The organism is Corallococcus sp. CA047B (assembly GCF_003612065.1).
GTDB classification, from domain to species: domain Bacteria; phylum Myxococcota; class Myxococcia; order Myxococcales; family Myxococcaceae; genus Corallococcus; species Corallococcus praedator.
Genome location: NZ_RAWD01000016.1, coordinates 1 through 24,708, shown reverse-complemented (window position 1 = coordinate 24,708; position 24,708 = coordinate 1). Strand labels below are relative to the sequence as shown.

The 24,708-nt window shown below is 70.0% G+C and carries 18 protein-coding genes and 1 pseudogene; 9 read left to right on the top strand and 10 right to left on the bottom strand.

All coding sequences use genetic code 11. The annotated features are described in order from the left end of the window. A pseudogene (locus D7X74_RS04860) lies at positions 1–345 on the bottom strand (DUSAM domain-containing protein); the annotation flags it as partial. A 501-nt stretch (positions 346–846) separates the two neighbouring features. Between D7X74_RS04860 and D7X74_RS04855 the strand changes: the two are divergent. Continuing rightward, positions 847–1,452 carry a class I SAM-dependent methyltransferase gene (locus D7X74_RS04855; protein ID WP_233601974.1) on the top strand — a complete coding sequence of 202 codons (606 nt, stop codon included), beginning with the start codon at positions 847–849 and terminating at the stop codon, positions 1,450–1,452. A gap of 105 nt (positions 1,453–1,557) precedes the next feature. Here the strand turns inward: D7X74_RS04855 and D7X74_RS04850 are convergent, their stop codons facing one another. Continuing rightward, entirely contained in the window at positions 1,558–4,386 is a 2,829-nt protein-coding gene (locus D7X74_RS04850) for a serine/threonine-protein kinase (protein WP_158622182.1), read from the bottom strand. Positions 4,387–4,770: 384 nt separating this feature from the next. Here D7X74_RS04850 and D7X74_RS04845 point away from each other — a divergent pair, with 384 nt between their 5' ends. Further along, positions 4,771–5,733, top strand: coding sequence for an ornithine cyclodeaminase family protein (locus D7X74_RS04845; protein ID WP_120531735.1), 963 nt, complete (start codon positions 4,771–4,773; stop codon positions 5,731–5,733). 116 nt (positions 5,734–5,849) lie between these two features. Continuing rightward, positions 5,850–6,068 (top strand): hypothetical protein, encoded by a 219-nt coding sequence (locus D7X74_RS04840; protein WP_120531734.1) that lies wholly within the window; start codon positions 5,850–5,852, stop codon positions 6,066–6,068. A 628-nt stretch (positions 6,069–6,696) separates the two neighbouring features. Here the strand turns inward: D7X74_RS04840 and D7X74_RS04835 are convergent. The 5 genes from D7X74_RS04835 to D7X74_RS04815 all read right to left on the bottom strand — a co-directional run bounded on the left by D7X74_RS04835 (position 6,697) and on the right by D7X74_RS04815 (position 12,076). Further along, positions 6,697–7,845, bottom strand: a complete 1,149-nt coding sequence (locus D7X74_RS04835) for a glycosyltransferase (RefSeq protein ID WP_120531733.1) — start codon at positions 7,843–7,845, stop codon at positions 6,697–6,699. Next, positions 7,835–9,118 carry an O-antigen ligase gene (locus D7X74_RS04830; RefSeq protein ID WP_120531767.1) on the bottom strand — a complete coding sequence of 428 codons (1,284 nt, stop codon included), beginning with the start codon at positions 9,116–9,118 and terminating at the stop codon, positions 7,835–7,837. The genes D7X74_RS04835 and D7X74_RS04830 overlap by 11 nt, the downstream gene beginning before the upstream one ends. A 245-nt stretch (positions 9,119–9,363) precedes the next feature. Then, positions 9,364–11,025, bottom strand: coding sequence for a DUF6178 family protein (locus D7X74_RS04825; RefSeq protein WP_120531732.1), 1,662 nt, complete (start codon positions 11,023–11,025; stop codon positions 9,364–9,366). A gap of 39 nt (positions 11,026–11,064) precedes the next feature. After that, complete coding sequence (yihA, locus tag D7X74_RS04820) at positions 11,065–11,685, bottom strand: ribosome biogenesis GTP-binding protein YihA/YsxC (protein WP_120531731.1); 621 nt, start codon at positions 11,683–11,685, stop codon at positions 11,065–11,067. 7 nt (positions 11,686–11,692) lie between these two features. Then, complete coding sequence (locus tag D7X74_RS04815) at positions 11,693–12,076, bottom strand: multiheme c-type cytochrome (RefSeq protein WP_233595873.1); 384 nt, start codon at positions 12,074–12,076, stop codon at positions 11,693–11,695. Positions 12,077–12,341: 265 nt separating this feature from the next. On the opposite strand from D7X74_RS04815, the gene D7X74_RS04810 reads away from it, so the two are divergent. From D7X74_RS04810 to D7X74_RS04785, 6 genes are all read left to right on the top strand, one after another. Next, complete coding sequence (locus D7X74_RS04810; protein WP_120531729.1) at positions 12,342–12,824, top strand: hypothetical protein; 483 nt, start codon at positions 12,342–12,344, stop codon at positions 12,822–12,824. A 3-nt stretch (positions 12,825–12,827) separates the two neighbouring features. After that, complete coding sequence (gene coaE / locus D7X74_RS04805) at positions 12,828–13,424, top strand: dephospho-CoA kinase (RefSeq protein ID WP_120531728.1); 597 nt, start codon at positions 12,828–12,830, stop codon at positions 13,422–13,424. Positions 13,425–13,450: 26 nt separating this feature from the next. Continuing rightward, a complete protein-coding gene (locus tag D7X74_RS04800) occupies positions 13,451–14,617 on the top strand; it encodes an SDR family oxidoreductase (protein ID WP_199732917.1) in 1,167 nt (388 codons plus the stop codon). 556 nt (positions 14,618–15,173) lie between these two features. After that, positions 15,174–20,348 carry a myxosortase-dependent M36 family metallopeptidase gene (locus D7X74_RS04795; protein ID WP_147446473.1) on the top strand — a complete coding sequence of 1,725 codons (5,175 nt, stop codon included), beginning with the start codon at positions 15,174–15,176 and terminating at the stop codon, positions 20,346–20,348. A gap of 125 nt (positions 20,349–20,473) precedes the next feature. Further along, on the top strand, positions 20,474–20,869 hold the full coding sequence (locus D7X74_RS04790; RefSeq protein ID WP_120531725.1) for a MaoC/PaaZ C-terminal domain-containing protein: 396 nt from the start codon (positions 20,474–20,476) through the stop codon (positions 20,867–20,869). A 2-nt stretch (positions 20,870–20,871) separates the two neighbouring features. Beyond that, on the top strand, positions 20,872–21,354 hold the full coding sequence (locus D7X74_RS04785) for a MaoC family dehydratase N-terminal domain-containing protein (RefSeq protein ID WP_120531724.1): 483 nt from the start codon (positions 20,872–20,874) through the stop codon (positions 21,352–21,354). On the opposite strand, the gene D7X74_RS04780 is transcribed toward D7X74_RS04785, so the two are convergent. The 3 genes from D7X74_RS04780 to D7X74_RS04770 form a co-directional block, all read right to left on the bottom strand. Further along, positions 21,338–22,123 carry a hypothetical protein gene (locus D7X74_RS04780; RefSeq protein ID WP_120531723.1) on the bottom strand — a complete coding sequence of 262 codons (786 nt, stop codon included), beginning with the start codon at positions 22,121–22,123 and terminating at the stop codon, positions 21,338–21,340. The genes D7X74_RS04785 and D7X74_RS04780 overlap by 17 nt on opposite strands. A gap of 41 nt (positions 22,124–22,164) precedes the next feature. Beyond that, on the bottom strand, positions 22,165–24,009 hold the full coding sequence (dnaK, locus tag D7X74_RS04775) for a molecular chaperone DnaK (RefSeq protein ID WP_120531722.1): 1,845 nt from the start codon (positions 24,007–24,009) through the stop codon (positions 22,165–22,167). A gap of 15 nt (positions 24,010–24,024) precedes the next feature. Then, positions 24,025–24,708, bottom strand: a 684-nt coding sequence (locus D7X74_RS04770) for a lipopolysaccharide assembly protein LapB (protein WP_370450710.1), incomplete at its 5' end; no start/stop codon positions are given.

The window sequence follows — 24,708 nt, the reverse complement described above, 5'->3', positions numbered from 1 at the left end:
GAGCGGGCCCTGCGCGATTTCGCGGTATAGGAGCACCACTTCGACGGACAGCACGTCGCGCATTTCCTGCCGTGCGCTGTCGTAATCGCCCTTGCCCTCGTTGTGGTACCTCCGGTGGAGCGCATCCCCCAACCGGTTGGAACCGTCCGTAATGCGCCGCGAGCACTCGCGCAGCACCGTCAATGCACTGGCATCGTTGCTCACATCTGCGTCGCTGAGGGCAACCTCGCGCGCCGTGCGTAGCAGTAGGTCACGCACATCATCCGTGACAACCAGCGGATTTCCTTCGCGGAGGACTTGCCGCGCGAGCGCGTGTATCGGATTCCAGTCAAGTCGCGCCTCCATCGTTATTTCTCCGACTTCGGTCAGCGCTGGTTGAAGGGCCACGACCTCTGACCTTGGCAGGTGTCGAAGCATGCAAAGCAGCGCTTCTGCGCCGCCCAGTCTTGGGTCTGGCAATCTCCGTACAGCCGAATGCACTGCCGTTTCCACTCCGGAAGGTTGGACTAGTGAACGTCACGCACATCATCCGGCAGTTCGGCAGAGGGCACTGGCCAGACACCTGCGGTAGCGGCGCGAAGGCGAAACAGGATGAAGGACCGTGTCACGGTGGGCACGCTCGGATGCTGCCGTGATACCGAAATCGACGCCGATTCGACGTGAAGACCCGCTCTGGCAGCCCAAAAAACCCAGCGTATCTTCCAGGTCAACGTGCCGGCCTCTCGCCTCCGGCCGGACGGAGACCCCATGTCCTCTCACGAGCATCATCACCCGCGGCCTTTCGGACCGGAGCACGCCTCCCACTACGACGCTGGCACGAACACCGGGATTGCCGGCTACCACGCCATGCACGAGGTCGTCGCGGCGACGATGGCCTCCACGCTGAAGGGGAATGACACTGCCTCGGTGCTCTCCGTGGGAGTGGGAACTGGGCAGGAATTGCTGCCCTATACGCTGTATGGCGGATCCGCGTGGCGCATCACCGGCGTGGACACGTCACCACACATGCTCGCGGTGGCTCGCGAGCGATTGAACGGCGCGGGACTGCTCGCACGGATGCAGTTGCATGAAGGTACCCTTGATGGCTTGCCCACAGGAGCCTCCTTCGACGGAGCGCAGATGGTGGCCGTCCTCCACCACGTCCAAGGTGAGGCGACGCGCCTAGCACTCCTGCGTGAAGTGGTCCGACGGCTCAAGCCCGGGGCGCCCTTCATCATCGGAGACAGCTTTGAGACGGACCCCGTCCTCATGGCCGCGGAGGAGGAGTTCCTGCGTGTGGCCGGCTCCACCCCCGAGAAGCTCGCGATGCGGCGCAAGGCATTGGCGACGCTTGAATCGCTCGGCTCAGACGAAGGCTTCTTCGCCCTGCTAGAAAAGGCCGGACTGACGGCGCCACACCTGCTCTTCGCCTCCCTGCGGTTCAAGGTCTTCCGGCTGACCTCGTCACCTTGAGCGTCAGGCGCTGGGGCCCGCTGCTTCGAGTCCAGAGCCAAAGCGTCGCGACCCCGGTGTCTCGTTGAACCGCCCTGCCCGTCCGTGAAGCCGGTGTGCCCTTCCCTACCGGCTCGCGAGCCACTGCTTCACCTGCGCCAGTTCGCGCCGGGTCATGGCTCCGCCCTGCGTGAAGCCGTCAACAGCCTTCTGCGCCAGCGTCCGAGCCCGTGCCTGTTCAGATGGCTGACTCCAGAGTGCCTGCGCGAGCGCGAAGTGCGTCATCGCCGCGTCCGTCGGATTCCATCCCAACGGGGCCAGCACCCGCTCCGACGTCTCCAGCAGCTCGCGAGCGGCATCGCCCTGCCCCAACTGGAAGTACGCAAGCCCCAGCGCCGTGCGGCTGTGGATGGTCCGCGCATGCTCCGCGCCCAGCGACCGCGACTTCGACTCCAACGCCTCACGCAAGAGCGGCACCGCCTCCTTCGGCCTTCCTTGCGCCACGAGCAGCCGCCCCACGTCCTCGCCCAGCGTGTCCACCGCGAACTCCTCTGGAGGCAATACCTTGCGCTGGAGTGCCAGTCCCTCCTGGAAGTGCGCGAGCGCGTCCGCGTCCCGCTCCAGTCGCTCCTCCGCACCCGCCAGGGCCTTGAGCGAATCGATGGCCTCGCGACTCTCCGCGCCGAAGCCCTGACGCATGCCCTCCAGCGCCTCCCGGTGCAGCGAGAGCGCCCGGTCCGGCGCGCCCAGCGACTCCTGCACGAGCGCCAGGTCGTGGAGCAGCAACAGTGTCTGTGAATTGAGCGGACCCAGCGTCTGCTGGCGCAGCGTGTACGCGCGCTGCAACCACTGAAGCGCCTGCGGCAGGTGTCCCGCCTCCTGTTCCGCGAAGCCAAGGTTGGTGAGCGTCCCCGCGAGCAGCGGATGCGTGGGGCCCAGCCGGTCCTCGTAGATGGCGAGCGCCTTCTGGTACAGCGCCGTGGCCTCCGCCTGCTTTCCCTGTCGCAGCAGCACCATGCCCAGGTTGTTGTAGACCTTCGCGGTGTCCACGTGCCGAGGGCCCAGGCTCCGCTCCCGCAGCGCCAGGGCCCGCGCGTAGTGCCCCGCCGCCGCGTCGAGCGAATCCTCACTCAGCGCGAGGATGCCCTCGTGGTTGGCCAACCGCCCCTCCAGGTCCGGCGCGGACCCCAGCCGCTCAATCAGTGCGTGCGCCTGCGCGCTCCACAGGTGCGCCTCCGGGAACCACTCGGGGGCCTCGCTCAACCCGAGCACCAGCTCCGTGGCCACCTGGAGCGCCACTTCGTCATGGCGTCCTGCCGTCGCGGCGGCCATGGCGTCGTGCCACGTGGCCATCGCCTCACGCGACTGACTCAGGCGGTGGTGGGCCCAGCCCAACACATGCAGCGCTTCTGCTTCCAGCGGGCGATAGCGCGTGGCGCGCGCGGCGGTGACCGCGGCCTGGGCCACGGGCAGGGCCTGCGCGTACCGGCCCGCGTCGAGCAGCGCCTGCGCGTGCGTCACCTCCTTGCGCACGGACTCCACGCGAGCGCGGGCCGCCGCGTCCTCCGGCGGGGGCACGGCCGCGGAGAGCGCCTCCACGTTCGCGCAGCCAGAAACGCCCCGGAGCGCGTCCACCGCCTCCGCGCTGCGCTGCACGAGCGCCGCGTCCGCGTGCGCCAGCTCCGTGCCCAGCGCGTCCACCGACCGCAGCCGCCGGTCCAGGCACGCCATGCGCAGCGCCAGGTGCGCTTCCGGCTGCTCGCCCGTCACGCGCGTGGCCTCGCACGCCTGCCGGTGCATCCGGCTCCACTGCGCCGCGTACGCATCCATGGCGCGCGACACCCGGTCGAAGGCCCCCTCCGCGTCCGGCGCGCCGCTCTGCTCGAAGGCCTCCGCCACCGCCGCCTTCTGCGCGGATCCCCATACCTGGGCGAACAACGCGGGAGCCCCACTGCACGGCGAGGGACGCACCCACGCCACCCCCACGCCCAGCATCAACCCGGCCACCACCGCCAGCGACCGACCCGCGAGCTTCCGCCGCCCCGCCTCCGGGTCGTGCTCCAGCGCCTCCAGCAGGGCCTCCATCGTCGCGAAGCGCTGCTCGGGCGCCACCGCGAGTCCCTGCGTGAGCACACGGTGCACCCACCCCGGAAGGGACGGATGCGCGGGCGGCTCCAGTTCCACCCGGGGCGTCACCGCTCCCTGGGGCGCGCGCTGCGAGTCCAGCAACGTCACCGCCATGCGCCGCAGCGTCCCCTCCTCGAAGGGGCGCTGGCCGGTGAGGGCCTCGTAGACGGACACGCAATAGCTGAACTGATCCGCGCGGGCATCCGGCCCCCGCCCCGCGTACTGCTCCGGGGCCATGTACGCGGGCGTTCCCACCAGCGCGCCCGTCGCCGTGAGCCGCGCGTCGGTGGGCCCTTCGAGGAGCGCCGTCACCGGCACGCCAGGGCCAGCCTCCGCGTTCGCATCCGACGCGATGCCGAAGTCCGTCACCCAGACGCCGCCCTCCCGCCCCAGCAGCACGTTGTCTGGCTTGAAGTCGCGGTGGACCAGCCCCGCCGCGTGCGCCGCCGCGAGCCCCCGGCCCATGGCCCGGCACACGGACAGAATCTGGTGTCGCGGGTGCGGCCCTTCACGCAGCCACTGCCGCAGCGTGCCGCCCTCCACGCGGGCCATGGCGATGAACACCCGGCCGTCGTGCGTCCCCACGTCGTGCACGGTGAGCACGTTCGGATGCGACAGGCGCGCCATGGCCTGCGCCTCGCGCACCAGCCGCAGCGCGCGAGCCTCCTCTTCCTCCTCGGGGAGCCGGCGCTCGTGCAGCAGCTTGATGGCGACGGTACGCCGAAGCTCCGGATCGAACGCCTCGAACACCTCTCCCATGCCGCCGCGCCCCAGCCGCGCGAGCAGCACGTAGCGCCCCACCCGCGTCGCATGGAGCGGCCGCTCCATCGGACCGCCACCGTCACCCGTGGGGTGACCGGTGTTCGGGGGTGAGGATGGCCCGGTGTCCGGGAGGTGCCGTGAGGTGGTCATCGGCCGGGCATCCTAGTGCCATCCGGCCTTTCCCCGCATTCCCCGCCAGGATGGTCAGCATCCAGGCGGACATCCCAGGCTCAACGCGGCGTGGGGTCTGGCATCACCCGTCGCGCACACGTCATGCTTTTCTTTTGTGACGGGCCCGTTCCCCGGTGAGCAGTGATTGCGAAGCAAGCCAATCCCAGCCATCCCGCGCCCAGGCGGCATCTCCCTATTCCCGCGTCGCGAAGTGTCGGCCCTTCGGGGACGATCGACGTGGCGCGTGCGCGGACTCTCCCGGTTGGGTATAGCGGCGCCATGCCCACCCTCCTCCTCAGTGCGAAAGAGCTGCGCGGCCTCTACACCGTCGAACTCGGACTGGAAGCCGTGGAGCGCGCCTTCCTGGCCCATGGCCGTGGCGACGCACTCATGCCCCCCAAGGTGTACCTGTCCCTGCCGAAGTACGACGGCGACTTCCGCGCCATGCCGGCGTTCCTGGACGGGGCCGCAGGCGTGAAGTGGGTCAACGCCCATCCCCGCAATCCCCAGAAGCACGGCCTGCCCACCGTGCGCGCCGTCTACATCCTCAGCGATCCGGACACCGCCTCACCGCTGGCCATCCTGGACGGCACCCTGCTCACCGCGTGGCGCACCGGCGCCGCGGGCGGCATCGCGTCCAAGTACCTGGCGAAGAAGCAGCCCCGCACGCTGGGCCTCGTGGGCTGTGGCGTGCAGGCGCGAGTGCTCATCGACGCCCACCGCGCCCTCTTCGGGAACCTGGAGCTGCTCATGGCGGATGTGTCCGACGCCGCCGCCCAGGCCCTCCAGAAGGAGAAGGGCGGCCGGGTCGTGAGCCTTGAGGAGGCCTCCGGCGCGGACATCGTCTGCTCCGCCACCCCCGCCCGCGCCCCGGTGGTCCGCCGCGAATGGGTCCAGCCCGGAGCCCACATCAACGCCATGGGCGCGGATGCCCCCGGCAAGCAGGAGCTGGATCCGCGCCTGCTCGTCGAAGGGCGCGTCTTCATTGACGACGCGGAGCAGGCGCTTCACTCCGGCGAGGTCAACGTGCCCCTGCACGACGGCCTCCTCAAGGAGGAGCAGCTCGCCGGCACCCTGGGCGAGGTCGTCGCGGGCCGCAAGCCGGGACGGACGGGCAACGAGGTCACCGTCTTCGACTCCACCGGCCTGGCGGTCCAGGACGTGGCCCTGGCCCGCGCGCTCTACGACGTGGCCCGGGCGAAGGGCGTCGGGCAGCTCTTCGACCTCGTCGGGGACGCCTGACCCACCTCGAATTTTTCGGGAGGGGGGCAACTCGCGCCGGATTTCGCGATAATCTCCTACACCCGCTTCTCCGCCCGGAGGTGTCCCTGCCGGGCGGCCCAGGACAGGAGGCTCGCATGGGCTTGAACATTCCGAAATCGGCGCCAATGGACGCGATGAACACCCACCAGCGCCTGAACACGGTGGAGCAGCGGATGCTCCAGGGCCTCACCGGCGATGATCGCACCCGCGCCGAGGCCCAGATCATGCTCCAGAAGCAGAGTGAGACCGTCGCCTACGTCTCCAACCTGCTGAAGAGCGACACCACCCTCCAGGTGATTGGAAACTTGAAGTAGCCGTCGCGGCTGTCAGGCGGAGCGCCCGCTGGCACCTCGCAAGAGGTCGCCGCGGGCCGCGGAGCCGGGCCGGTGCCCCATCCCACCTGAAGCATCGGACCGCCGTGTGCGACCTGTCAGGGCGCCGGGCGTGCCTGCACGGGGACAAAAAAGAGAGCGCTCGCCGGCACCTTGGAGTTTTACCGGCGAGCGCCCCGGGCCGCGTGCCGACTGGCAGGGCCTCGTAAAGTCGCGGCGGATACGAGTGAGGGCCTTACGCCCACCCCGCGCCACCTTCATGTTCCGCGTCCGCCCCGCGTCCCGTCCTTCCGGGCCCCGCGCTCGACGTCCGCTTCCTTCTGAAACCACGTCCCGTCGGCGGCGATTCCTGATCCGCCTGATCCGACGCCCACCAGGGTGGGCATGCCGCTCGCTGCCGGCAACGCCTGTGGCGCCATTACCACAGACTTCCCACCAATCTCCACGAAAAACGAGCTATTCCCATCTATAATCAAAACGCACAAGGTGCGACCGCCCCCGGAACGCCTCCCCCTCCATACGAACGCGCCCGCCCCCAATTGCTTGAGGACGGGCTCGGATTATCCGGATCGGTCTGACATTTCCCGGCCCTGGAGGGCGGGTTTCAGGCTCAAGGCAGCTGTGCGACCTGGCGGTACAGGGCGTCGTGCTGACGCACCATCTTCTCCAGGGACAGCTCCCGGGCGACGAAGCCCCGGGCGGCCTTGCCCATCTTCCGGGCCTCCTCGGGGTTGGCCAGGAGCCTGCGGAAGGCCTGGGCGAGCTGGGCGGGCCGCTCCGGGTCCACCAGGAGCCCCCGCTCGCCGTCCACGATGAGGTCGGGATTGCCGCCCACCCGCGTGACGACCATGGGCAGGCCCGCGGCCATGCCCTCCATCACGGCGTTGGACATGCCCTCCGCCGTGGAGCACAGGACGCCAAAGGTGGCCCGGCCGTAGAGTGCCGGCACGTCCGTGCGGTGCTTGAGGAAGTGCACCCCGTCCGCCACCCCCAGCTCCTGCGCCATCTTCTCCAGCGCGGGCCGGCGCGGGCCGTCTCCCACGAACCAGGCGTTCAGCCGGGTGCCCTCATGACGCAACATGGCAAGCGCGAGGAGCAGATCCTCCTGCCGCTTCACCGGGTGGCTCATGTTGGCCACGTGCACCACCGTGGGGATGCCGTGCGTTTCGGGCAGCGGGTCCTTGAGCCCTTCCGCGGTGCGCGCGTCGAAGCGGACCAGGTCCAGGCCGTTGTGGATGACGGAGACGCGGCTTCGGGGCAGCCCCTCCTCCTCCACGAGGAGCGTGCGGATGGCCTCCGCGTTGGCGATGACGTGGTCCGCCATGCGCGTCACCTGCGCGTGCAGCAGGCGGCGGGCCTTGCCCTGCCAGTGGGACAAGTCCAGGCGGCCGACGATGACCTTCGCGCCCGCCAGCTTCGCCGCCGGCACCGCGAGGATGCTGGAGTAGAAGTCGTGCACGTGCACCAGGTGCACGCGGTGCTGCTTCAGCCAGCGCGACAGCCGGTAGATTTGAACGAGCGTGTTGGGCTGCGCGAGCGTCCCCTTGAGGGAGAACACCTCGGGCGCGTGGCCCAGCTTCCACACCGAACCGATGAGCGGCCCGGCGTCCTCCAACACCGACACCTGCAACCGGTAGCTGGACGGCAAGCCGCGCAGCAACTCCAGCACCTGCACCTCGGTGCCGCCAATGTGGAACGACCGGGTGAACTGCACCAGTCGGAGGGGCTCCCGCCCCATCCGTGCTTCCTCACGCCGCATGCCCAGACCCCTCCCACGTGGCCGCCGGCGTCTGGTTCAGGGCCGGCTGCCTCCCCACCGCCAGGGCTCTGTCCCGTGCCTGCGCGATGCGGTGCGCGCTCGCGGCCAGGCCGAAGAGCACGTAGCAATGCGCGGACAGGATGTAGCCCGAGAACAAGTCACAGACGAGGTAGCCCGCCACCGACGCGAACAGCGCTCGCGCGATCCACCCCATCTCCGAATCCGAGGACGCCGCCACCGCGCCGCCCACCGAGCCTCCCGCGAACACCAGGAAGAAGAGCAGGCCAATCCAGCCCAGCTCCCCGATGACGTCGAGGAAGATGTTGTGCGCCACGTAGGCCCGGTGCGCCTCTGGCGGCGCGTACTCGAACCACGCGTAGCGGAAGCCGCCCGCGCCCACGCCCAGCAGCGGCTTGTCCAGGCTGATGCGGCTGGCCACCTGCCACGCGTACACGCGGCCCATGGCGGACGCGTCCTCGTGGAAGCTCGCCACCGTCTCGTTGCGCTGCCAGAAGCTCTTGGGCGCGAACACCACCAGGCCCAGCACGAACACGCTGCCCAGCACGATGGCCTGCATGCGGCGCTTCTCGCGGATGGCCCACAGCGCCATCGCCACCGACAGGCCGATGAAGCCACCGCGCGAGTGCGACAGCACGATGGCCACCACCGACAGCACCGCGGACAGGCCGCACAGCACACGGAAGAACCACGGGGTGCTCTTGCGCGCCAGGAAGGCCACCGCGAGCGGCACCACGACGACCATGTTCATCGCCATGTGGTTGGGGTCCGCGTACACGCCGACCCAGCGCGAACGGAAGCCCTCCACCATGTTCTCACCGACGATGTACCAGTTGATGACGCCAATGGACGTCACGATGGCGCCCACCACCATGGCCGCGCACATCGCCGCCAGCCGCTTGGGCGTGGTGATGACGTTCACGAGCGTCAGGTAGATGGCCGTGAGCTTCAAGAGCTCCACGCCCTGGTAGCGCGTCACTTCCGGATTGACGGACCACGCCACCGAGCAGAACGCCAGCGACGAGAACGCGAGGAGCGCGATGCCCCGCGCGCCGTCGAAATAGACGGGCTCCGCCTTGCCCAGCCGCCGCATCACCATCAGCCCGGCCGCGAGGCCCGACGTCAGCAGCGCCAGTCGCAGCGGCGCCAGCGCGGGGATCCACTCACCCGGCACCGCGTACATCACCGCCGCGAACCCCACGAGCAGGAAGAAAGCCAGCACGTCGCGACGCTGCTCCTGTGCGCCCGGTCCCATGAACTCCACCCCTTCGCTGTCGGTCGCTCGTCCCGTCACACGCGTGCCCCTGGCCCTCTTGGAAAGCCGATGGCCGGCCTCTCACGCCGCGGGCGGCTCGCGAAGCTGCGAGCGGACCGACGACACAAGGCCAGCGGGCGGGGGCAAAGCAGCGGGCGTGCCAGGGCTTGGGGGCGACAGAAGCCCGTATCTACGGGCGGTTGCGAGATCGCCCCGGACAGACAGGCCGGGCAAGGCTGAAAAAGCTACGGGACCGGCGCGCTCTCCATGGGAAGGACCGCGGAGGCGATGAGGTCCAGGCGCCCCTCGCGAAGCCACGGCGTGCCCAGCTCCGACAGCAGGCGCGTCAGCGTGACGTTCACCACCCGACGCAGTTCGTCCCGGGCGCCCTCCGGCACGACCGGGCCCAGCGCGGCCAGCGCGCGCTCCGCCGCGCTCGCGCGCAGGCGTGGAGCCTCCGGGGAGCCCTCGAACAGACGCTGCCCCAGCTCCACCGTGCGCCCCAGCGGCACCGGCCTCACGTCCACGCCCTCTTCCAGGACGGCCATGGCGACCACCGCCGCCCAGAGCCGCTCCACGCCCAGCACGTCCAGCGACACGCCGAAGCGCGCCAGCACGGTGTGCGCGGGGCCTTCCGCGCCGCCCAGGAGCGCGCCCAGCGCGGCCACCTGTCCTTCCGCGCGCGCCAGCAGCACCTCCGAACCGGCCACCTCCCGCAGCGACCGGAACGGCACGGCTTCCGCGCCCGGCACGCGCAGCGCGCGGCGGGGACGCTTGCGGCGCAGGGCCTCCAGCGCCGCGGCTTCTTCCGGCAGCACCAGCGGCACGTCGTCCAGCTTCATGAACGCCAGCTTGAAGAGCCGGTCCGCGCGGTACTTGAGCTGGAGCGTCAGCGTGAAGCCCACCTGGAAGACGCGGCGCAGGGGCGTGTCGCGCAGCGCGTCCGGCGACCGGGCCGGGTCCCCGCCCGTCAGGTGCTCCAGGCCCAGCGACAGGTAGTCGCGCACCCATTCACCCACGCGGCGCACGGCGTCCAGGTCGCCCGGGTCGCCCAGCTCCGCGACGAGCACCGCGTTGGCCACTTCGCGCAGCTCGTCCTCCGCGTTCATCCGCTCCACGTCGGACAGGTCGCGGAAGGCCGCCTCCACGTAGTCCACGTGCCCGCCCGGGGCGGTGAGCGCGGGGGCGGTGGGGCCCGTGAGGCGCGGCGGCACATCCACGCGGCTGAAGAGCGCCAGGGCGTCCTCCAGCGAGGGGAAGCCCAGGTCGGCCAGGCGCGCGCGACGGAACTGGAAGGCCGTCTCCTCCAGCTCGGAGGGAATCTCCCAGCGCACCGCTTCGAAGAGGCGCACCGATTCGAAGGGGTTCTCCGCGATGAGGTCGTTGACGATGGCGCGCATGGCGGACATCTCCACGCCCTCCAGCTTGATCTCCACGAGGTAGCGGCCCTCGGGCGTCTCCACCGTCATGCCCTGGGGGTTCGCGTCCGGATCCTCCTCCAGGTCGTACACGGTGGTGAACTCCTTGAGGAGCGTCTCCACGACCTCCAGGTCCACCGCGTGCAGCTTGCGCAGGAAGTCTTCCGGTTCGTCCCCGCGCGCGGCGCGCAGCCACGTCAGCACCGCGTGGGGCTCCACCTTGTCCTTCACCCACCCGCCCAGGTCCACGAAGGTGCGGAACTGCGCGGGCGACGCCAGTTGCACCAGCTCCGTGGTGTCCGCGAGGCCGACTTCCTGGATGGTGACGTACAGGTCTTCCGCGGGCAGCGAGCGCACCAGCGCGGCCGTGTCCTCCGCGTCGAAGAGGGCCTCCACGCGCCTGCGGGGGGACAGCTGCATCAACCGCTGACGCACCTCGCGGGGAGCGAGGGGCGCAGCACCACCGTTCGTCTTGCCGTTCTGGGACACGCCGGGGGTGCTACCACAGCGTGCCCGGACCCGGGAGACTCAGACGCGGGTGGCCTTGCCGAAGGTGTCCAGCAGCGTGCCCCACACCTCTTCCACGCCCAGCTTTTCGGTGGAGGAGAACGGAATCAGCGCCTCGCGGGGCAACTCCAACTGCGTGCAGAGGGCGTTGAGCCGGGGCTTGCGCTGCGCCTTCGTCAGCCGGTCGATCTTCGTGGCCACCACGAGGATGCGGCGGTTGTGCTCCTGAAGGTAGTCGAGCGTGCGCAGGTCCTCCGGAGACGGCCCCACCTCCGCGTCGATGATGCTCACCACCACCTCCAGCCGGTGACGGTTCTTCAGGTAGGAGGTGATCATCTCCTGCCACTGGGCCTTGTCCGCCTTGCTCGCCTTGGCGAAGCCGTAGCCGGGCAGGTCCGCCAGCCGCACCGTGTGGCGCTGGCCGTCGCGGTCCAGGTCCACGTCGAAGAAGTTGAGCGTGCGGGTGCGCCCGGGCGTGTTGGACACGCGCACCAGCTTTCGCCGGTTCGTCAGGGCGTTGATCATGGACGACTTGCCCACGTTGGAGCGGCCGACGAAGGCGACCTCCGCGGCGTGGTCCGTGGGCAGGCCCTTCAATTCCACGGCGGTGGTGACGAAGCGGGAGTCGAGGATCTTGATCAAGAAGAAGTCACTTCTTCGCCGTAACGGGTGCCGGCGTGGAGGGGGCCGCGTCCGCGCGGGTCTGCTGCTTGCGGGCACGTTCGGCGGACCAGTGGTCGATGGCCTTCAGCGCTTCCTTGAAATCAAACGGGCGCAGGGAGGGAGACGAGGCGTCATGGCAGGTGCGGCACTGCTTCTCGGAGGGGTCCACCAGCCCCACCAGCCGCGCCAGCTCCGGGTCCTTCATCACGTAGGACGGGGAGTAGTACTGCCCTCCCCCGTGACACGTCTCGCAGGTGACGGCGGCCAGCGTCTGCGCCGCCTGGTCCGGGGCGTGGCAGGACAGGCACCGCGCGTCCTTCTTCTGCGCGTCCGCCAGCGTGTCGGTGGCCCGGGCGTGCTTGGACTTCATCCACGCGTCGTACGCCTCCGGATGACACCCCTTGCAGCTGTCGGGACCCGTGAAGTCCGCAGCCCCGGCAAGACCGCCCGAAGCGGCGAGCAGGAGGGCGGAAAAGACCCGGAAGGCACGAGAACGCATGGCCTGAGCACGTAGCAGAGCCCCCTGGAGGGGGCAAGGCGTCTCATTCGTGATTGAATAGCGGGTGGACACGCGCGTGCTTCAAAGGGAACGGACCTTGAGGCGCGCCTGCCTGATCCGCTAGGGAGGAGTCGAGATGCGGACCCCCGTCATTGTCGTCCTTGTCGCCGTCGCTGCCATCGCCGTCTCCCTGCCTGCTTCCGCCAAGCCGTGGCAGGGCATTGAACCCGGGTCCTCCAAGAAGGAGGACATCGTGAAGAAGTTCGGCGAACCGTCCCGGACCATGTCCCAGGACGGAAAGGAGATCCTGGCCTACTTCGCCAAGGAGGCCATCAAGGGCACCACCCAGGCCCAGTTCAAGGTGGACCCGGCCACGCAGTTGGTGGAGCGCATCGACGTGTTCCCCGCGCCCGTCATCGAGAAGGACACCATCGAGAACAGCTACGGCCCCGCGTGCCCCGGCGGCGCGGCGCCCGCCACGCCCTGCTACCTGCGCAAGCTGACGGACGACTTCCGCACCTATTTCCTCTACGTGAAGCTGGGCGTGGCCATCTTCTTCAATGAGGACGGCAAGACGGTGCAGTCCTTCGTCTTCACCACGCCCAAGGCCGCGAAGTAACCCGTGCACGTCTTCGGACTCACGGGCGGTATCGCCTCCGGCAAGAGCACGGTGAGCCGGATGCTGCGCGAATTGGGCGCGCGCGTGCTGGACGCGGACGTCATCGCCCGGGAGGTGGTGGAGCCCGGCACGCCGGGCCTCCAGCGCATCTCCGAGCGCTTCCCCGGCGTGGTGGGCCCCGACGGCCGCCTGGACCGGGTGAAGCTGGGGACCCACATCTTCGCGGACCCCGCTGAACGCGCCGCCCTCAACGCCATCGTGCACCCCCAGGTGCGCGCCGCGTTCCTGACGAAGCTCCAGGCGCTGGAGGCGGAGGGCATCACCCACGCCGTGTATGACGTCCCGCTGCTCATCGAGACGGGCCTGCACGCGGCCATGGAGGGCGTGGCCGTGGTGTGGGTGCCCCGGGACGTGCAGAAGGCGCGGCTGATGGCGCGCGACGGGCTGGACGCGCAGGCGGCGGAGGCGCGGCTGTCCGCGCAACTGTCCCTGGACGACAAGCGCGCGCACGCCACGTGGGTCATCGACAACAGTGGCGCCCCGGAGTCCACCCGTCCCCAGGTGGAAGCGGTGTGGCGGGCGATGCTCGCCCACGGCTGACACCGGGCGGGTATGCTGCGCCGCGAATGAGCGCCACGCCCAGGAAGAGTCCCGCAGGCACCTACTTCATCACCGGCTACCCGGGCTTCATCGGCAAGCGGCTGGTGGAGCACATCGCGCGCGAGGACCCGAAGGGTCACATCTACGCGCTGGTGCAGCCCAAGGCCTTCAAGGAAGCGCAGGCCCTGGCGGCGAAGGTGCAGGGCGCGAAGGTGGAGCTGCTCACCGGCGACGCGGTGGACATGCACCTGGGCCTGTCCGGCGAGGAGTACCAGCGCCTGTGCGAGCGGGTGACGGACATCTTCCACCTGGCCGCGGTGTCCCAGCTGGGCGTGCCCAAGGAGACCGCGTGGCGGGTGAACGTGGACGGCACCCGCAACCTGCTGGAGCTGGCGCGCGACTGCGAGAACCTGTCGCGCTTCAGCCACTTCTCCACCTGCTACGTGTCCGGCGACCGGGTGGGCGTCATCGCCGAGGACGAGCTGGACCGGGGCCAGTCCTTCCGCAACGCCTACGAGGAGACGAAGTTCCAGGCGGAGCGGCTGGTGCAGCGCGCCTCGGCCACCCTCCCCGTCACCATCTTCCGGCCGTCCAGCGTGGTGGGCGACTCGCGCACGGGCGAAATCGATCGCTTCGAGGGCCCCTACTACCTGGGCATCCTGCTCGTCACGTCGCCGCTGGTGGTGCCGCTGCCCCTGCCGGGCAACGGCGTCGCGCCCCTCAACGTCGTGCCGGTGGACTTCGTGGTGGAGGCGGTGTGGCGGCTGTCGCGGGATGAGCGCGCGAAGGGCCGCACCTTCCACCTGGTGGACCCCAACCCCATGAGCGCGCGGCGCGTGTACGAGCTCATCGCGGAGAAGTCCCACAAGAAGCTGCCGCGCTTCAACCTGTCCGCGCGCGCCGCGGACGTGATGCTGCGGCTGCCCCTCTTGGAGAAGCTGGCCCGGCCCCAGCGCGCGGCCATCAGCTACGTGAACCACCTGGCCATCTACAACTGCCACAACACGCTGGAGCTGCTCGACGGCACCGGCGTGCGGTGCCCGCCGCTGTCCACGTATCTGGATCAGCTCGTCGCCTACGTCAGGGATCAATACAAGCAGCGGCGCGAGGGCGCGGAGGTGGAGGATCCGCTCGACCACGCCCCCCTTCCCTCCGTCGAGGACAGCAGCCCCGCGCCTCGCACGCGCCGCTGAGCAGGGATGCACGCGGGAAGCAAGGGGCGGCGCGCCGTCGCATCCGTGTCTCCGCCTGCCCGCCCGCAGGGGGTGTTTCCCCCTCTGGCGCGGCTTATTCCAGACTGGCAATTGTTACTGGGTTGCTAACGCAAGGATGTGAGCCCCCCCTCTTTTCAACGATCCAGTGTCCTGGTTACCATGCGCTCCCACTTGAATCCGATCCGGTGAAGACAACCGCGTTCGGAACAGTGAGTTGGAGAGCAGCTTTTGCCAGGAATCGTTGACACGGAATTCGCATCAGCCACCCCGCCCGTGGGTGTGGCGTTCCGCCTGTCCGCCTCCGAGGAGCGCATCGCGCCCTCCGCGCACGCCCTCTCCGCCCTGACTTCTCGCATCGCGTCCGGCTGTCGCATCCATGCGACCTTGGACGTTGGGATGCGTTCCCTATTGGGCTGTCCACCCACGGTCCATCAGCCGTAGGGGGCCCGCCGCCCCGGCGCGCTCCGCTCCACCGTCGTCGTCTCCCGCAGTCCCCTCTCGTACGGCAGTTCATCACCCCCAAGAAGGAAGGCGCATGCGTCTCAGGGAAAAGCTTTTGACCAGCCTGCTGCTGGTGCCCATGGCGGGCTCCAGCGCGTGGGCCAAGGAGCGGTCGAACTTCGACGCGTTCCTGGAGCAGAAGGAGTCGCGCCAGCTGGCCGTGGCCCCCGCCACGGCCGTGTCGCGCGGGCTTCGCATCGAGCAGACCGAGCAGCGGCTCGGCGTGCCCACGTTCGCGTGGGCGGCTCAGGATGGCGTGCAGTCCAAGTCGGTCATCCGCAATGGCATGACGGCGGAGAGCGCGGCGCGCGCGCACCTGCAGACGGTGGCGGACAGCTACCGCCTGTCGCGGGATGACGTCTCCGGCGCCACGCTGCGCGCGGTGCACAACACGGGCACCGGGGCGATCATCGCCACGTTCCACCAGACGGTGGCCGGCATCCCCGTCTTCCGCAATGAGATCAAGGTCATCATGGGCCAGGACCTGCGCCTGGTGGCCGTCAGCGGCTACCTGGCCCCGTCCGACCTGACGCTCAACGCGCGCCTGAAGGCCCGCAGCGCGGCGTCGTTCCGCCTGGGCGCCGCGGACGCGCTGTCCGGCGCGTTCAAGGACCTGACGGGCTCCGGCACGCAGGCCTCCTCGTTCGTCAACACCGGCACGAAGGGCGAGTACACCTTCTTCGAGCTGGCCCCGGCCGCGAAGTCCTCGCTGTCGCAGGACTTGGCCATCCCGGCCCGCGCCCGTCAGGTGTTCTACACGCTGGCCGACACGCTCGAGCCCGCCTGGTACGTGGAGGTCAACGCCGGCCCGAAGTCGGCGCGCTCCAGTCAGTACTTCTCCTACGTGGTGTCGGCGACCACCGGCAAAGTGCTCTTCCGCAACGACCTGACGGTGGACGCGGCGGGCACGCCCTTCACCTACAAGGTCTGGGCGGACCAGGCCTCTCCGTTCATCCCGGAGGACGGTCCCCAGGGCAACGCCGCGACCCCGCACCCCACGGGCCTGCGCGACGGCTTCCAGATCCCCCTGAACCGCCCGCAGAACGACATCACCATCGCGAACTCGCCGTACAGCCAGAACGACCCGTGGTTGCCGGCGAACGCGTCGCAGACCACCGGTAACAACGTGGACGCGTACGCGGACCTCGCGGCGCCGGACGGCTTCACGCCCGGCAGCGCGGACCTGCGCGCGGAGACGACGGCGGAGAACACCTTCGGCCACGTCTTCGACCAGTCCCTGGCGCCCAACGCCAACGCCACGCAGATCAAGGCGGCGGTGGTGAACCTGTTCTACGTGAACAACTTCCTTCACGACTGGTTCTACGACGCCGGCTTCGACGAGGCCTCCGGCAACGCCCAGGCGTTCAACTACGGCCGTGGCGGCGTGGATGGCGACCCCATCCAGGCGCAGGGCCAGGACTACCTCAGCCGCAACAACGCGAACATGAGCACGCCGGCCGACGGTGCGTCGCCGCGCATGCAGATGTACGTGTTCAACGGCACGCCGGAGCTCAGCGTGACGGCGCCGGCGGCGCTCGCGGGCATCTACGACTCCGGTGCGGCGTCGTTCGGCAAGCAGGTGTTCGACGTGACGGGTGACGTCGTCGCGGCCACCACCAACGGCTGCGCGGCCTTCCCGGCGGACACCTTCGCGGGGAAGATCGCCCTCATCGACCGCGGCGGCTGCGACTTCGCCGCCAAGACGCTGAACGCCCAGAACGCCGGCGCCATCGCGACGGTCATCGGCAACAACGCTTCGGGCGAGGCTCCGGGCCTGGGCGGCACGAACGCCGCCGTGACCATCCCCGCGCAGTCCATCACGCAGGCCGCCGCCACCGAGTGGAAGGCGGCGCTGGCCACCGAGACCGTCACCGCCAAGATGCGCCGCGTGGCGGCCCTGGATCGCGACGGTACGCTCGACAACGGCATCATCGCCCACGAGTGGGGCCACTACATCAGCAACCGCCTCGTCGGTAACGCCGCGGGTCTCATCAACAACCAGGGCCGCTCGATGGGCGAGGGCTGGGGCGACTTCACCGCGCAGCTCATGCAGGTGCGTGAGAGCGACAAGCTCGTCAGTCACGGCACCGACTACAAGAACGACAAGTTCCAGGGCGTCTACAGCGCCGCCGGCTACACCTCCAGCGGTGGCAAGAACAACGGCTACTACTTCGGCATCCGTCGCATCCCCTATTCGACGGACATCACGAAGAACGGCCTGACGTTCAAGCACATCCAGAACTACACCCCGCTGCCGGCCGACCAGGTCGCGGGTGCGGCGACGGGCGCGTCCAACAGCGAGGTCCACAACAGCGGTGAGGTGTGGGCGTCCATGCTGTGGGAGTGCTACGCCGCCCTCCTGAACGAGCACCAGTTCCAGGAGGCCCAGGACCGCATGAAGCGGTACCTGGTCGCCGCCTACAAGGCGACGCCCAACGCTCCCACCTTCATCGAGGCGCGTGACGCGCTGTGGGCCGTGGCCGCGGCGTCGGATGCGGAGGACTACAAGCTCTTCGTGGAGGCGTTCGCCAAGCGCGGCGCCGGCCATGGCGCCAAGGCGCCGGACCGCAACTCCTCCGACCACATCGGCGTGGTGGAGAGCTTCGCCTCCGGTGGCAACATCGAGATCACCAGCATCAAGCTGGATGACACCGTGGCGGGCTGCGACCAGGACGGCGTCCTCGACGTCGGCGAGCAGGGGTCGCTCAAGATCACCGTGCGCAACGTGGGCGGTGGCGAACTGAGCGCCTTCAGCGGCACGGTCAGCACCGCCAGCACCACGGCCACCCTGGCCTTCCCGAACGGCAACCAGCTCGCCGTGCCCGCGCTGTCGCGCGGCGCGGAGGCCACGGTCTCCCTGCCGGTGAACCTCATCGCGGTGTCCGACGAAAACGCCCGCGCGGGCCTGAAGATCGACTTCGACGCCCCGTCAATCCCCGACGAGTCGAAGACGGTGAACTTCGATGCTCGCGTCAACTACGACGACGTGCCGTCCGTCAGCGCCGCGGAGTCCTTCGAGTCCGGCCTGTCGGCCTGGACGCTGTCGGACAACCTGTCGGCCTCCGGTGACTTCAACATCGCCGGCCCGGATACCAACCGCTACGTGCACGGCATCAACCCGGCGGTGGCGACGGAGATCACCCTCACCAGCCCCTGGATGACGGTGGCCGAAGCGGAAGCCTTCACCATCAGCTACAACTACCGCCACTCCTTCGAGCAGGACTACTCCTCCTCCCCGGCCCAGGCCTACGACGGCGCGGTGCTGGAGTTCACGGTCGACGGCATCGACTGGATCGACCCCTGGGATCTGTACCCGGTGGTGGACGCGGATCCGGGCTACACGCACCTCATCCCCACGGGTGGCCTGAACCCCATCGAAGGTCGCCCGGCCATGGGTCTGACCAGCGCGGGCTTCCCGGCGTTCACGTCCGCGAGCATCGACTTCGGCACGTTCTTCCCGGACCTGGGCCTCAAGAACGTCCGCTTCCGCTTCCGCGTTGGCGCGGACCTCGGGGTGGGCGCGTACGGCCTGGACGTGGATGACGTGACGTTCACGGGCGCCACGCCCGTGTTCCCGACGCAGAGGGCGCAGTCGGCCGAAGCGGGCGCCTGCAACCTCCGTCCTATCGCCAACGCGGGACCGTCCCGCGTGGGCCTGGCGGCGGTCGCCGAGGCCACCCGCGTCGGTGGCGTCTACACGCGCACGAACATCGTCCTGAACGGCACGGGCAGCATTGATCCGGACGCCGCCGCGGGTGACGCCCTCACCTACGCCTGGACGCAGACGGGCGGCGCCACGCCGGTGACGCTGACGGGCGCGGACACCGCGGCCCCCAGCTTCCTCGCGGACGTGGACTACAGCGACACCCTCGCCTTCCAGCTCGTCGTCACCGACGCGGCCGGCAAGACGAGCGTGCCGAAGACGGTGGAGATCGAGATCATCAACGTGAACCAGCCGCCGGTCGCCGCGGCCACCGCGCCCGCGACGGTGGACGAGGGCACCCCCGGGGTGGCGCTGGATGCCTCCGGCTCCACCGACGCGGACCGCGTGGACCGCAACCTGACGTTCGCCTGGACGCAGACGGGCAGCACGCCCAAGGTGACGCTGAGCGGTGCCGCCACCTCCAAGGCCACGTTCACGGCCCCCGAGGTGACGACGGACACGCAGCTCACCTTCACGGTCACCGTGAAGGACGGCAGCGCGGCGGTGTCGACGAAGGCCGTCGCCGTGACGGTGAAGAACGTGGACCGCGCCCCGGTGGCCAACGCCGGCGCGGACTTCGAGGCGGACGCCCGCTCCAGCGTGACGCTGGCGGGCTCCGGCTCGGACGCGGATGGCACGGCGGTGACGTACCTCTGGGAGCAGACCGTGGGCCCGTCCGTCACGCTGACGGGGGCCGACACGGCCTCGGCGAGCTTCACGGCGCCGGACGTCAACACCGCCACCGAGCTGACCTTCCAGTTCACGGTGACCTCCGGGGGCCAGTCCACCACGGACCTGGTCAACGTCACGGTGCGCAAGCTGAACCGTCACCCGGTGGGTGAGGCTCCGGCCGCGGTGAGCGCGGACGAGGGCAGCAACGTGGAGCTGGACGCCTCCAGCATCACGGATCCGGACGGTGACGCGCTCACCTACGCCTGGACCCAGGTCGGTGGCCCCTCGGTGACCGCCACGGGGACCAACGCGGCCGTGCTGAAGTTCACCGCGCCGCAGGTCCAGGCCGACACGGCCGTGGCCTTCAGCCTGGTGGTGACGGACGCGGACGGCGCGACGGCCGGTCCGTTCGTCTACACCGTGACGGTGAAGCAGGTGAACCAGGCGCCGGTCGCCAAGGCCCGGGTCATCTCCGGCGTCCGTGGCGGTGAGCTGGTGAAGGTGGACGCCTCGACGTCCACCGACCCGGACCACGAGACGCTGACGTACGCGTGGGCGCAGACCGGCGGCTCCTCCGTGAGCCTGACGGGTGCCAACGCGGCTGAAGCCAGCTTCACGCCGGCGAAGAAGAAGACCGCGGAGACCTACTCCTTCACCGTGACGGTGACGGACGCGGCCGGTGCCACCAGCACCGCCGAGGTGAAGGTCAACGTGCCGAAGTTCGAGGAAGAGGGCGGCGGCTGCTCGTCCGCCGGCGGCTCCGTGGGCGGGATGGCTCCGCTGATGGCGCTGTTCGCGGCCATGGGCATGCTGCGCCGTCGCAAGTCGGCGTAAGGCACCCAGGCTTCGGTCGCACTGAAGCCCTGAAGTAAATGAGGGGCGGTTCCCGACACGGGAGCCGCCCCTCTCTTCTTTCCACCGGACACCCGTGCACGGGGGGCGGTAGGCTTGCCCGCCTCATGGCACGCACGTTCCAGGTGGGAGACACCTTCACGCACGTCCGCCAGTGCGACCGGCTGCGGCCGGTGTATTACGCGGGCGCTTCCGGGGACTACAACCCCATCCACATCGACCCGGAGGTGGGCAGGCTCGCCGGCTTCGACGGCGTCATCCTCCAGGGCCTCTGCACGCTGGGCTGGGCCGTGGAGGCCGTTGCCGTCTTCGTGGGGGACCCGGGCCTCGTGCGCCGCGTCCGGGTGCGCTTCTCCCGGCCGGTGCTGCCGGAGGACACCGTCACCTTCCAGGGCCGCGTCACCGCCATCGCGGAGGGCCGGCTGAGCACGGAAGTCACCGCCACCAACCAACGCGGCGAGCCCGTCCTCCGGGGCGCCGTCGTCGAAACCTCGCTCGGATAGCCATGCCCCTGGACCCGAAGTTCGTCGGCCGCGCGTACGGCCCCTTCACCTACGAAATCGGCCGGGAGAAGCTGCGCGAGTTCTCCCTCATCCTGGGCGGCTCCGTCCCCTCCGCGGGCACCTTCGGAGAGCCGCCCGCGCACGTCAGTCCCCTGCTCTACGCGGACGACGTGGCGAAGGCGGGGCCCTACGGCGACGTCATCGCCTTCCCCAGCTTCGCGGTGGTGTTCGCCATCCGCCCCTTCAGCGCCGCCATCGCGGATCCGGAGCTGGGCGTGGACCGCGTGCGCCTGGTGCACGGGGAGCAGGAGCTGGAGCTGCTGGGCGTGATGCGCCCCGGGGACGTGCTCACCACCACGGGCCACATCCGGGAGCTCTACCGCAAGGCCGGGATGGACTTCCTCGTCGTCAGCACGGAGACGCTCAACGCTCGCGGCGAGCCGGTGGTGCGCGGCGTGTGGACGGCCGTCATCCGCCCCGCGTAGAGACGGGCGATCCGCCGGGGGCGATGATGCCCTCGTCCAGCAGCTGCGCCAGGATGCGCGCGGTGTCCAGCCGCGACATCCCCGACAGCGCGAAGAGGTCGTCGAAGCTCACCGCGCCGTCAATCTGCGCGAGCACGAAGCCGGCGCGGTGATCCAGGTTGAGCCAGATGATGTCATCCGGCTGCAACCGCACGCGGGGCATCCGGTCCAGGTCCCCCAGGCGGGCCTCCAGCATGGCCACCAGGATGCGCTCGCTGCGGTCGCGCAGGGCCTCCACGCGCGGATCCTCCGGCGCCAGCGACTGGGCCCGGCGCAGCAGGTCCACCGCGCCGGAGTGGTCGTCCAGCGTCAGGAGGTCCTCCGCCCCCTTCAGCAGGCACTCCACCTCCGAGCCCTGGGGAAGCGGCCCCATCCCGGCGTAGCTCTCCGGGAGGCCGAACTCCTGCGTGCGGTGCGCCTCCGCGATGAGGTCCAACGCGTCGCCCGGCGTCCCCGTCCCCTCCGGCAGGTTCACGGACTCGGGCAGCGGCTCCGCGGGGCCGGGGCTGGACGCATCCGCCCAGGCGCCCCAGTCCCCCTCCATGTCGGGCGCGGCGATGTTCACCGGCGCGGTGGAGCCGCCCCCCGGGGTCAGCAGCTGGCGCGCGCGCGCGTTTGCGGGATCCAGCTCCAGCGCCCGGACGAAGAGCTTCTCCGCGCCCGGAATGTCGCCACTCAGTCGCAACAGCAACCCGGCTTCGACCAGTTGCCTGGCCCGGAGCGTGTTCATGGGGGACTCCCTCGCGGAGCGTGAAGGCCGGGCATGCGCGGCTACCGTCCCGGCGTCCCGCGCGGGCTGGCCGCGCGCAACTGCGGCAGGCTCTGGGAGAGCGCCTCGCAGGCCCGCGTGAGCGCGCCCACGTCCTCGCCTCCGCGCACCTGCCGCGCGTGGTCCAGGGCCTGCTCCGCGCGGGCCACGACGTCGGGCGACAGCCCTCCGGCACCGGGCAGCAGCCGCACGCGGGAGAGCGCGTCCACCAGGTCGCGGGCCAGGATGTCCAGCTCCACGCGCCGGGTCTTCAGCTCCTCCGACGCGCGCGCGGTGACGAGCCAGTCGCGCTGTTCCTCCATGATGCGGCGCAGCTCGTCCTCCGTGAGGCCGCTGGACGCGGTGACGGTGATGGACTGGCGCAGGCCCGTGTCGCGGTCCCTCGCGGAGACGGACACGATGCCCTCCGCGTTGATGTCGAACGTCACCTCGATCTCCACCTGGCCGCGCGGCGCCTCGCGCAGGCCGGTGAGGAGGAACTCGCCCAAGAGCTCGTTGTGGTGCGCCAGTTCGTGCTCGCCCTGGAGCACCATGATCTTCACCGTGCGCTGGAAGTCCTTGGACGTGGCGAACACCTCCGTCGCGGACGTGGGCACGGTGGTGTTGCGCGGAATCAGCCGGCGCACGTAGCCGCCCGCGATGGCCACGCCCATGCTCTGCGGCGTGACGTCCAGCAGCAGCAGTTCGCTCTCCTGCGCCACCAGCGCGTGCGCCTGGATGGCGGCGCCCAGGGCCACCACCTCCTCGGCGTGCACGCCCTTGCAGGGCTCGCGGCGGAAGTACTGGCGCACCTGCTCCACGATGCGGGGCATGCGCGACATGCCGCCCACCAGGATGACCTCCTTGAGCTCCGAGGGGCGCACCTTCGCCTCCCCCAGCACCTCGGAGGTGATGCCCACCAGGCGCTCGCCCAGGTCCGCCGTCAGGTCCTCCAGCTTCTCGCGGGTGAGCGTGGCCTGCAGGTGCAGCGCGGCGCCTCCGCCCGGCGGCGTGCAGATGAAGGGCAGGTGCACCTGCGTCTCCTTCACCGACGACAGCTCCACCTTGGCCTTCTCCGCGGCGTCCTTCAGCCGCTGCAGCGCCATGCGGTCCTTGCGCAGGTCGATGCCGTGTTCCTTGGCGAAGCCGAACACCATCCACTCGATGATGCGGTGGTCCCAGTCCTCGCCGCCCAGGAAGGTGTCGCCGCCTGTCGCCACCACGTCGAAGATGCCGTTGTTGATCTCCAGCACCGACACGTCGAAGGTGCCGCCGCCCAGGTCCAACACGGCGATCTTCCCGTTCACCGTGCGCCCGAAGCCGTACGCCAGGGCGGCCGCGGTGGGCTCGTTGATGATGCGCAGCACCTCCAGCCCAGCGATGCGGCCCGCGTCCTTGGTGGCCTGCCGCTGGCCGTCGTTGAAGTAGGCCGGCACGGTGATGACCGCCTGGGTGACGGGCCGGCCGAAGTGCGCCTCCGCGTCCGCCTTCAGTTCGGCCAATATCATCGCGCTGACCTCCGGCACGGCCAGGTCGCGGCCCGCCAGCCGGATGCGCACGTCGTCGTGGGCGCCGCACACCACCTGGTACGTCAGGGCGCGCATCGCGTCCTGGACGGGGTGCGAGGAGAACTTGCGGCCGATGAGGCGCTTGGCCGCGGACACCGTCTCCTGCGGGTTGGTGATGGCCTGCCGCTTGGCGATGCCGCCCACCAGCCGCTTGCCGTTCTTCGACACCGCCACCACGGACGGGGTGAGGGGCGCGCCGGTGCGGTTCTTGATGATGAGCGGCTGGCCGTCCTGCACGGTCGCGACGAGGCTGTTCGTCGTGCCCAGGTCGATGCCAATCAGCGGTCCGGACTCAGCCATGGGGACGCATGCACCTCACGTGAACGTCCAACGCAACTTCTTGAGGGCCGCACGGGCCTCCGCGTTGTCCGGATCCAGGCGCACGACCTCCTCGTAGTGATGCTTGGACTGCTTCTTCTGCCCCGCCGCCAGCAGCAGGTGGGCCAGCAGCAGGTGGTAATCCGCGCGGCCCGGTTTCAATTCCACCGCGCGCTGCGCGAGCGCCCGCACCTCGTTGACGTCATGCGCCAGCTCGCGGCCCACACGAGCAGCCTGGAAGGCCGCCTCCGGGTTGTCCCCGTTGAGCGACACGGCCAGCTTGTAGGCCGCGTGCGCCCCGGCGAAGTCCCCGCCCATCTCCATCTGCTGGCCCCGCTCCACCTCCGCCTGCGCGCGGTGCAGGTCGTGCTTGCGGCGCGCGTCCACGAGCAGCGCGGCGACCTCGCGGTTCTTCGGATCCAGGCCCAGCACGTGGTTGAAGTCCTGGTAGGCCCGCTCGAAGTCCCCGCGCGCGGTGGCCGCCCTGCCCCGGGCGACGAGCTCCGTGAGCTTGTGCGTGCGCGCCATGTACGGGTGGCGCGCGAGCCGGGCCTGACGCTCGGCGCGGCGGGCCTCCGACTCCGCGTCCACGGGCCCGGGCGCGGGTTCAGCGGGGGCGGCCGAGGGCTGGACCGCGGCGAAAGTCCCCGACGGAGGACGCGCCACGGCCTGGGCCATGGG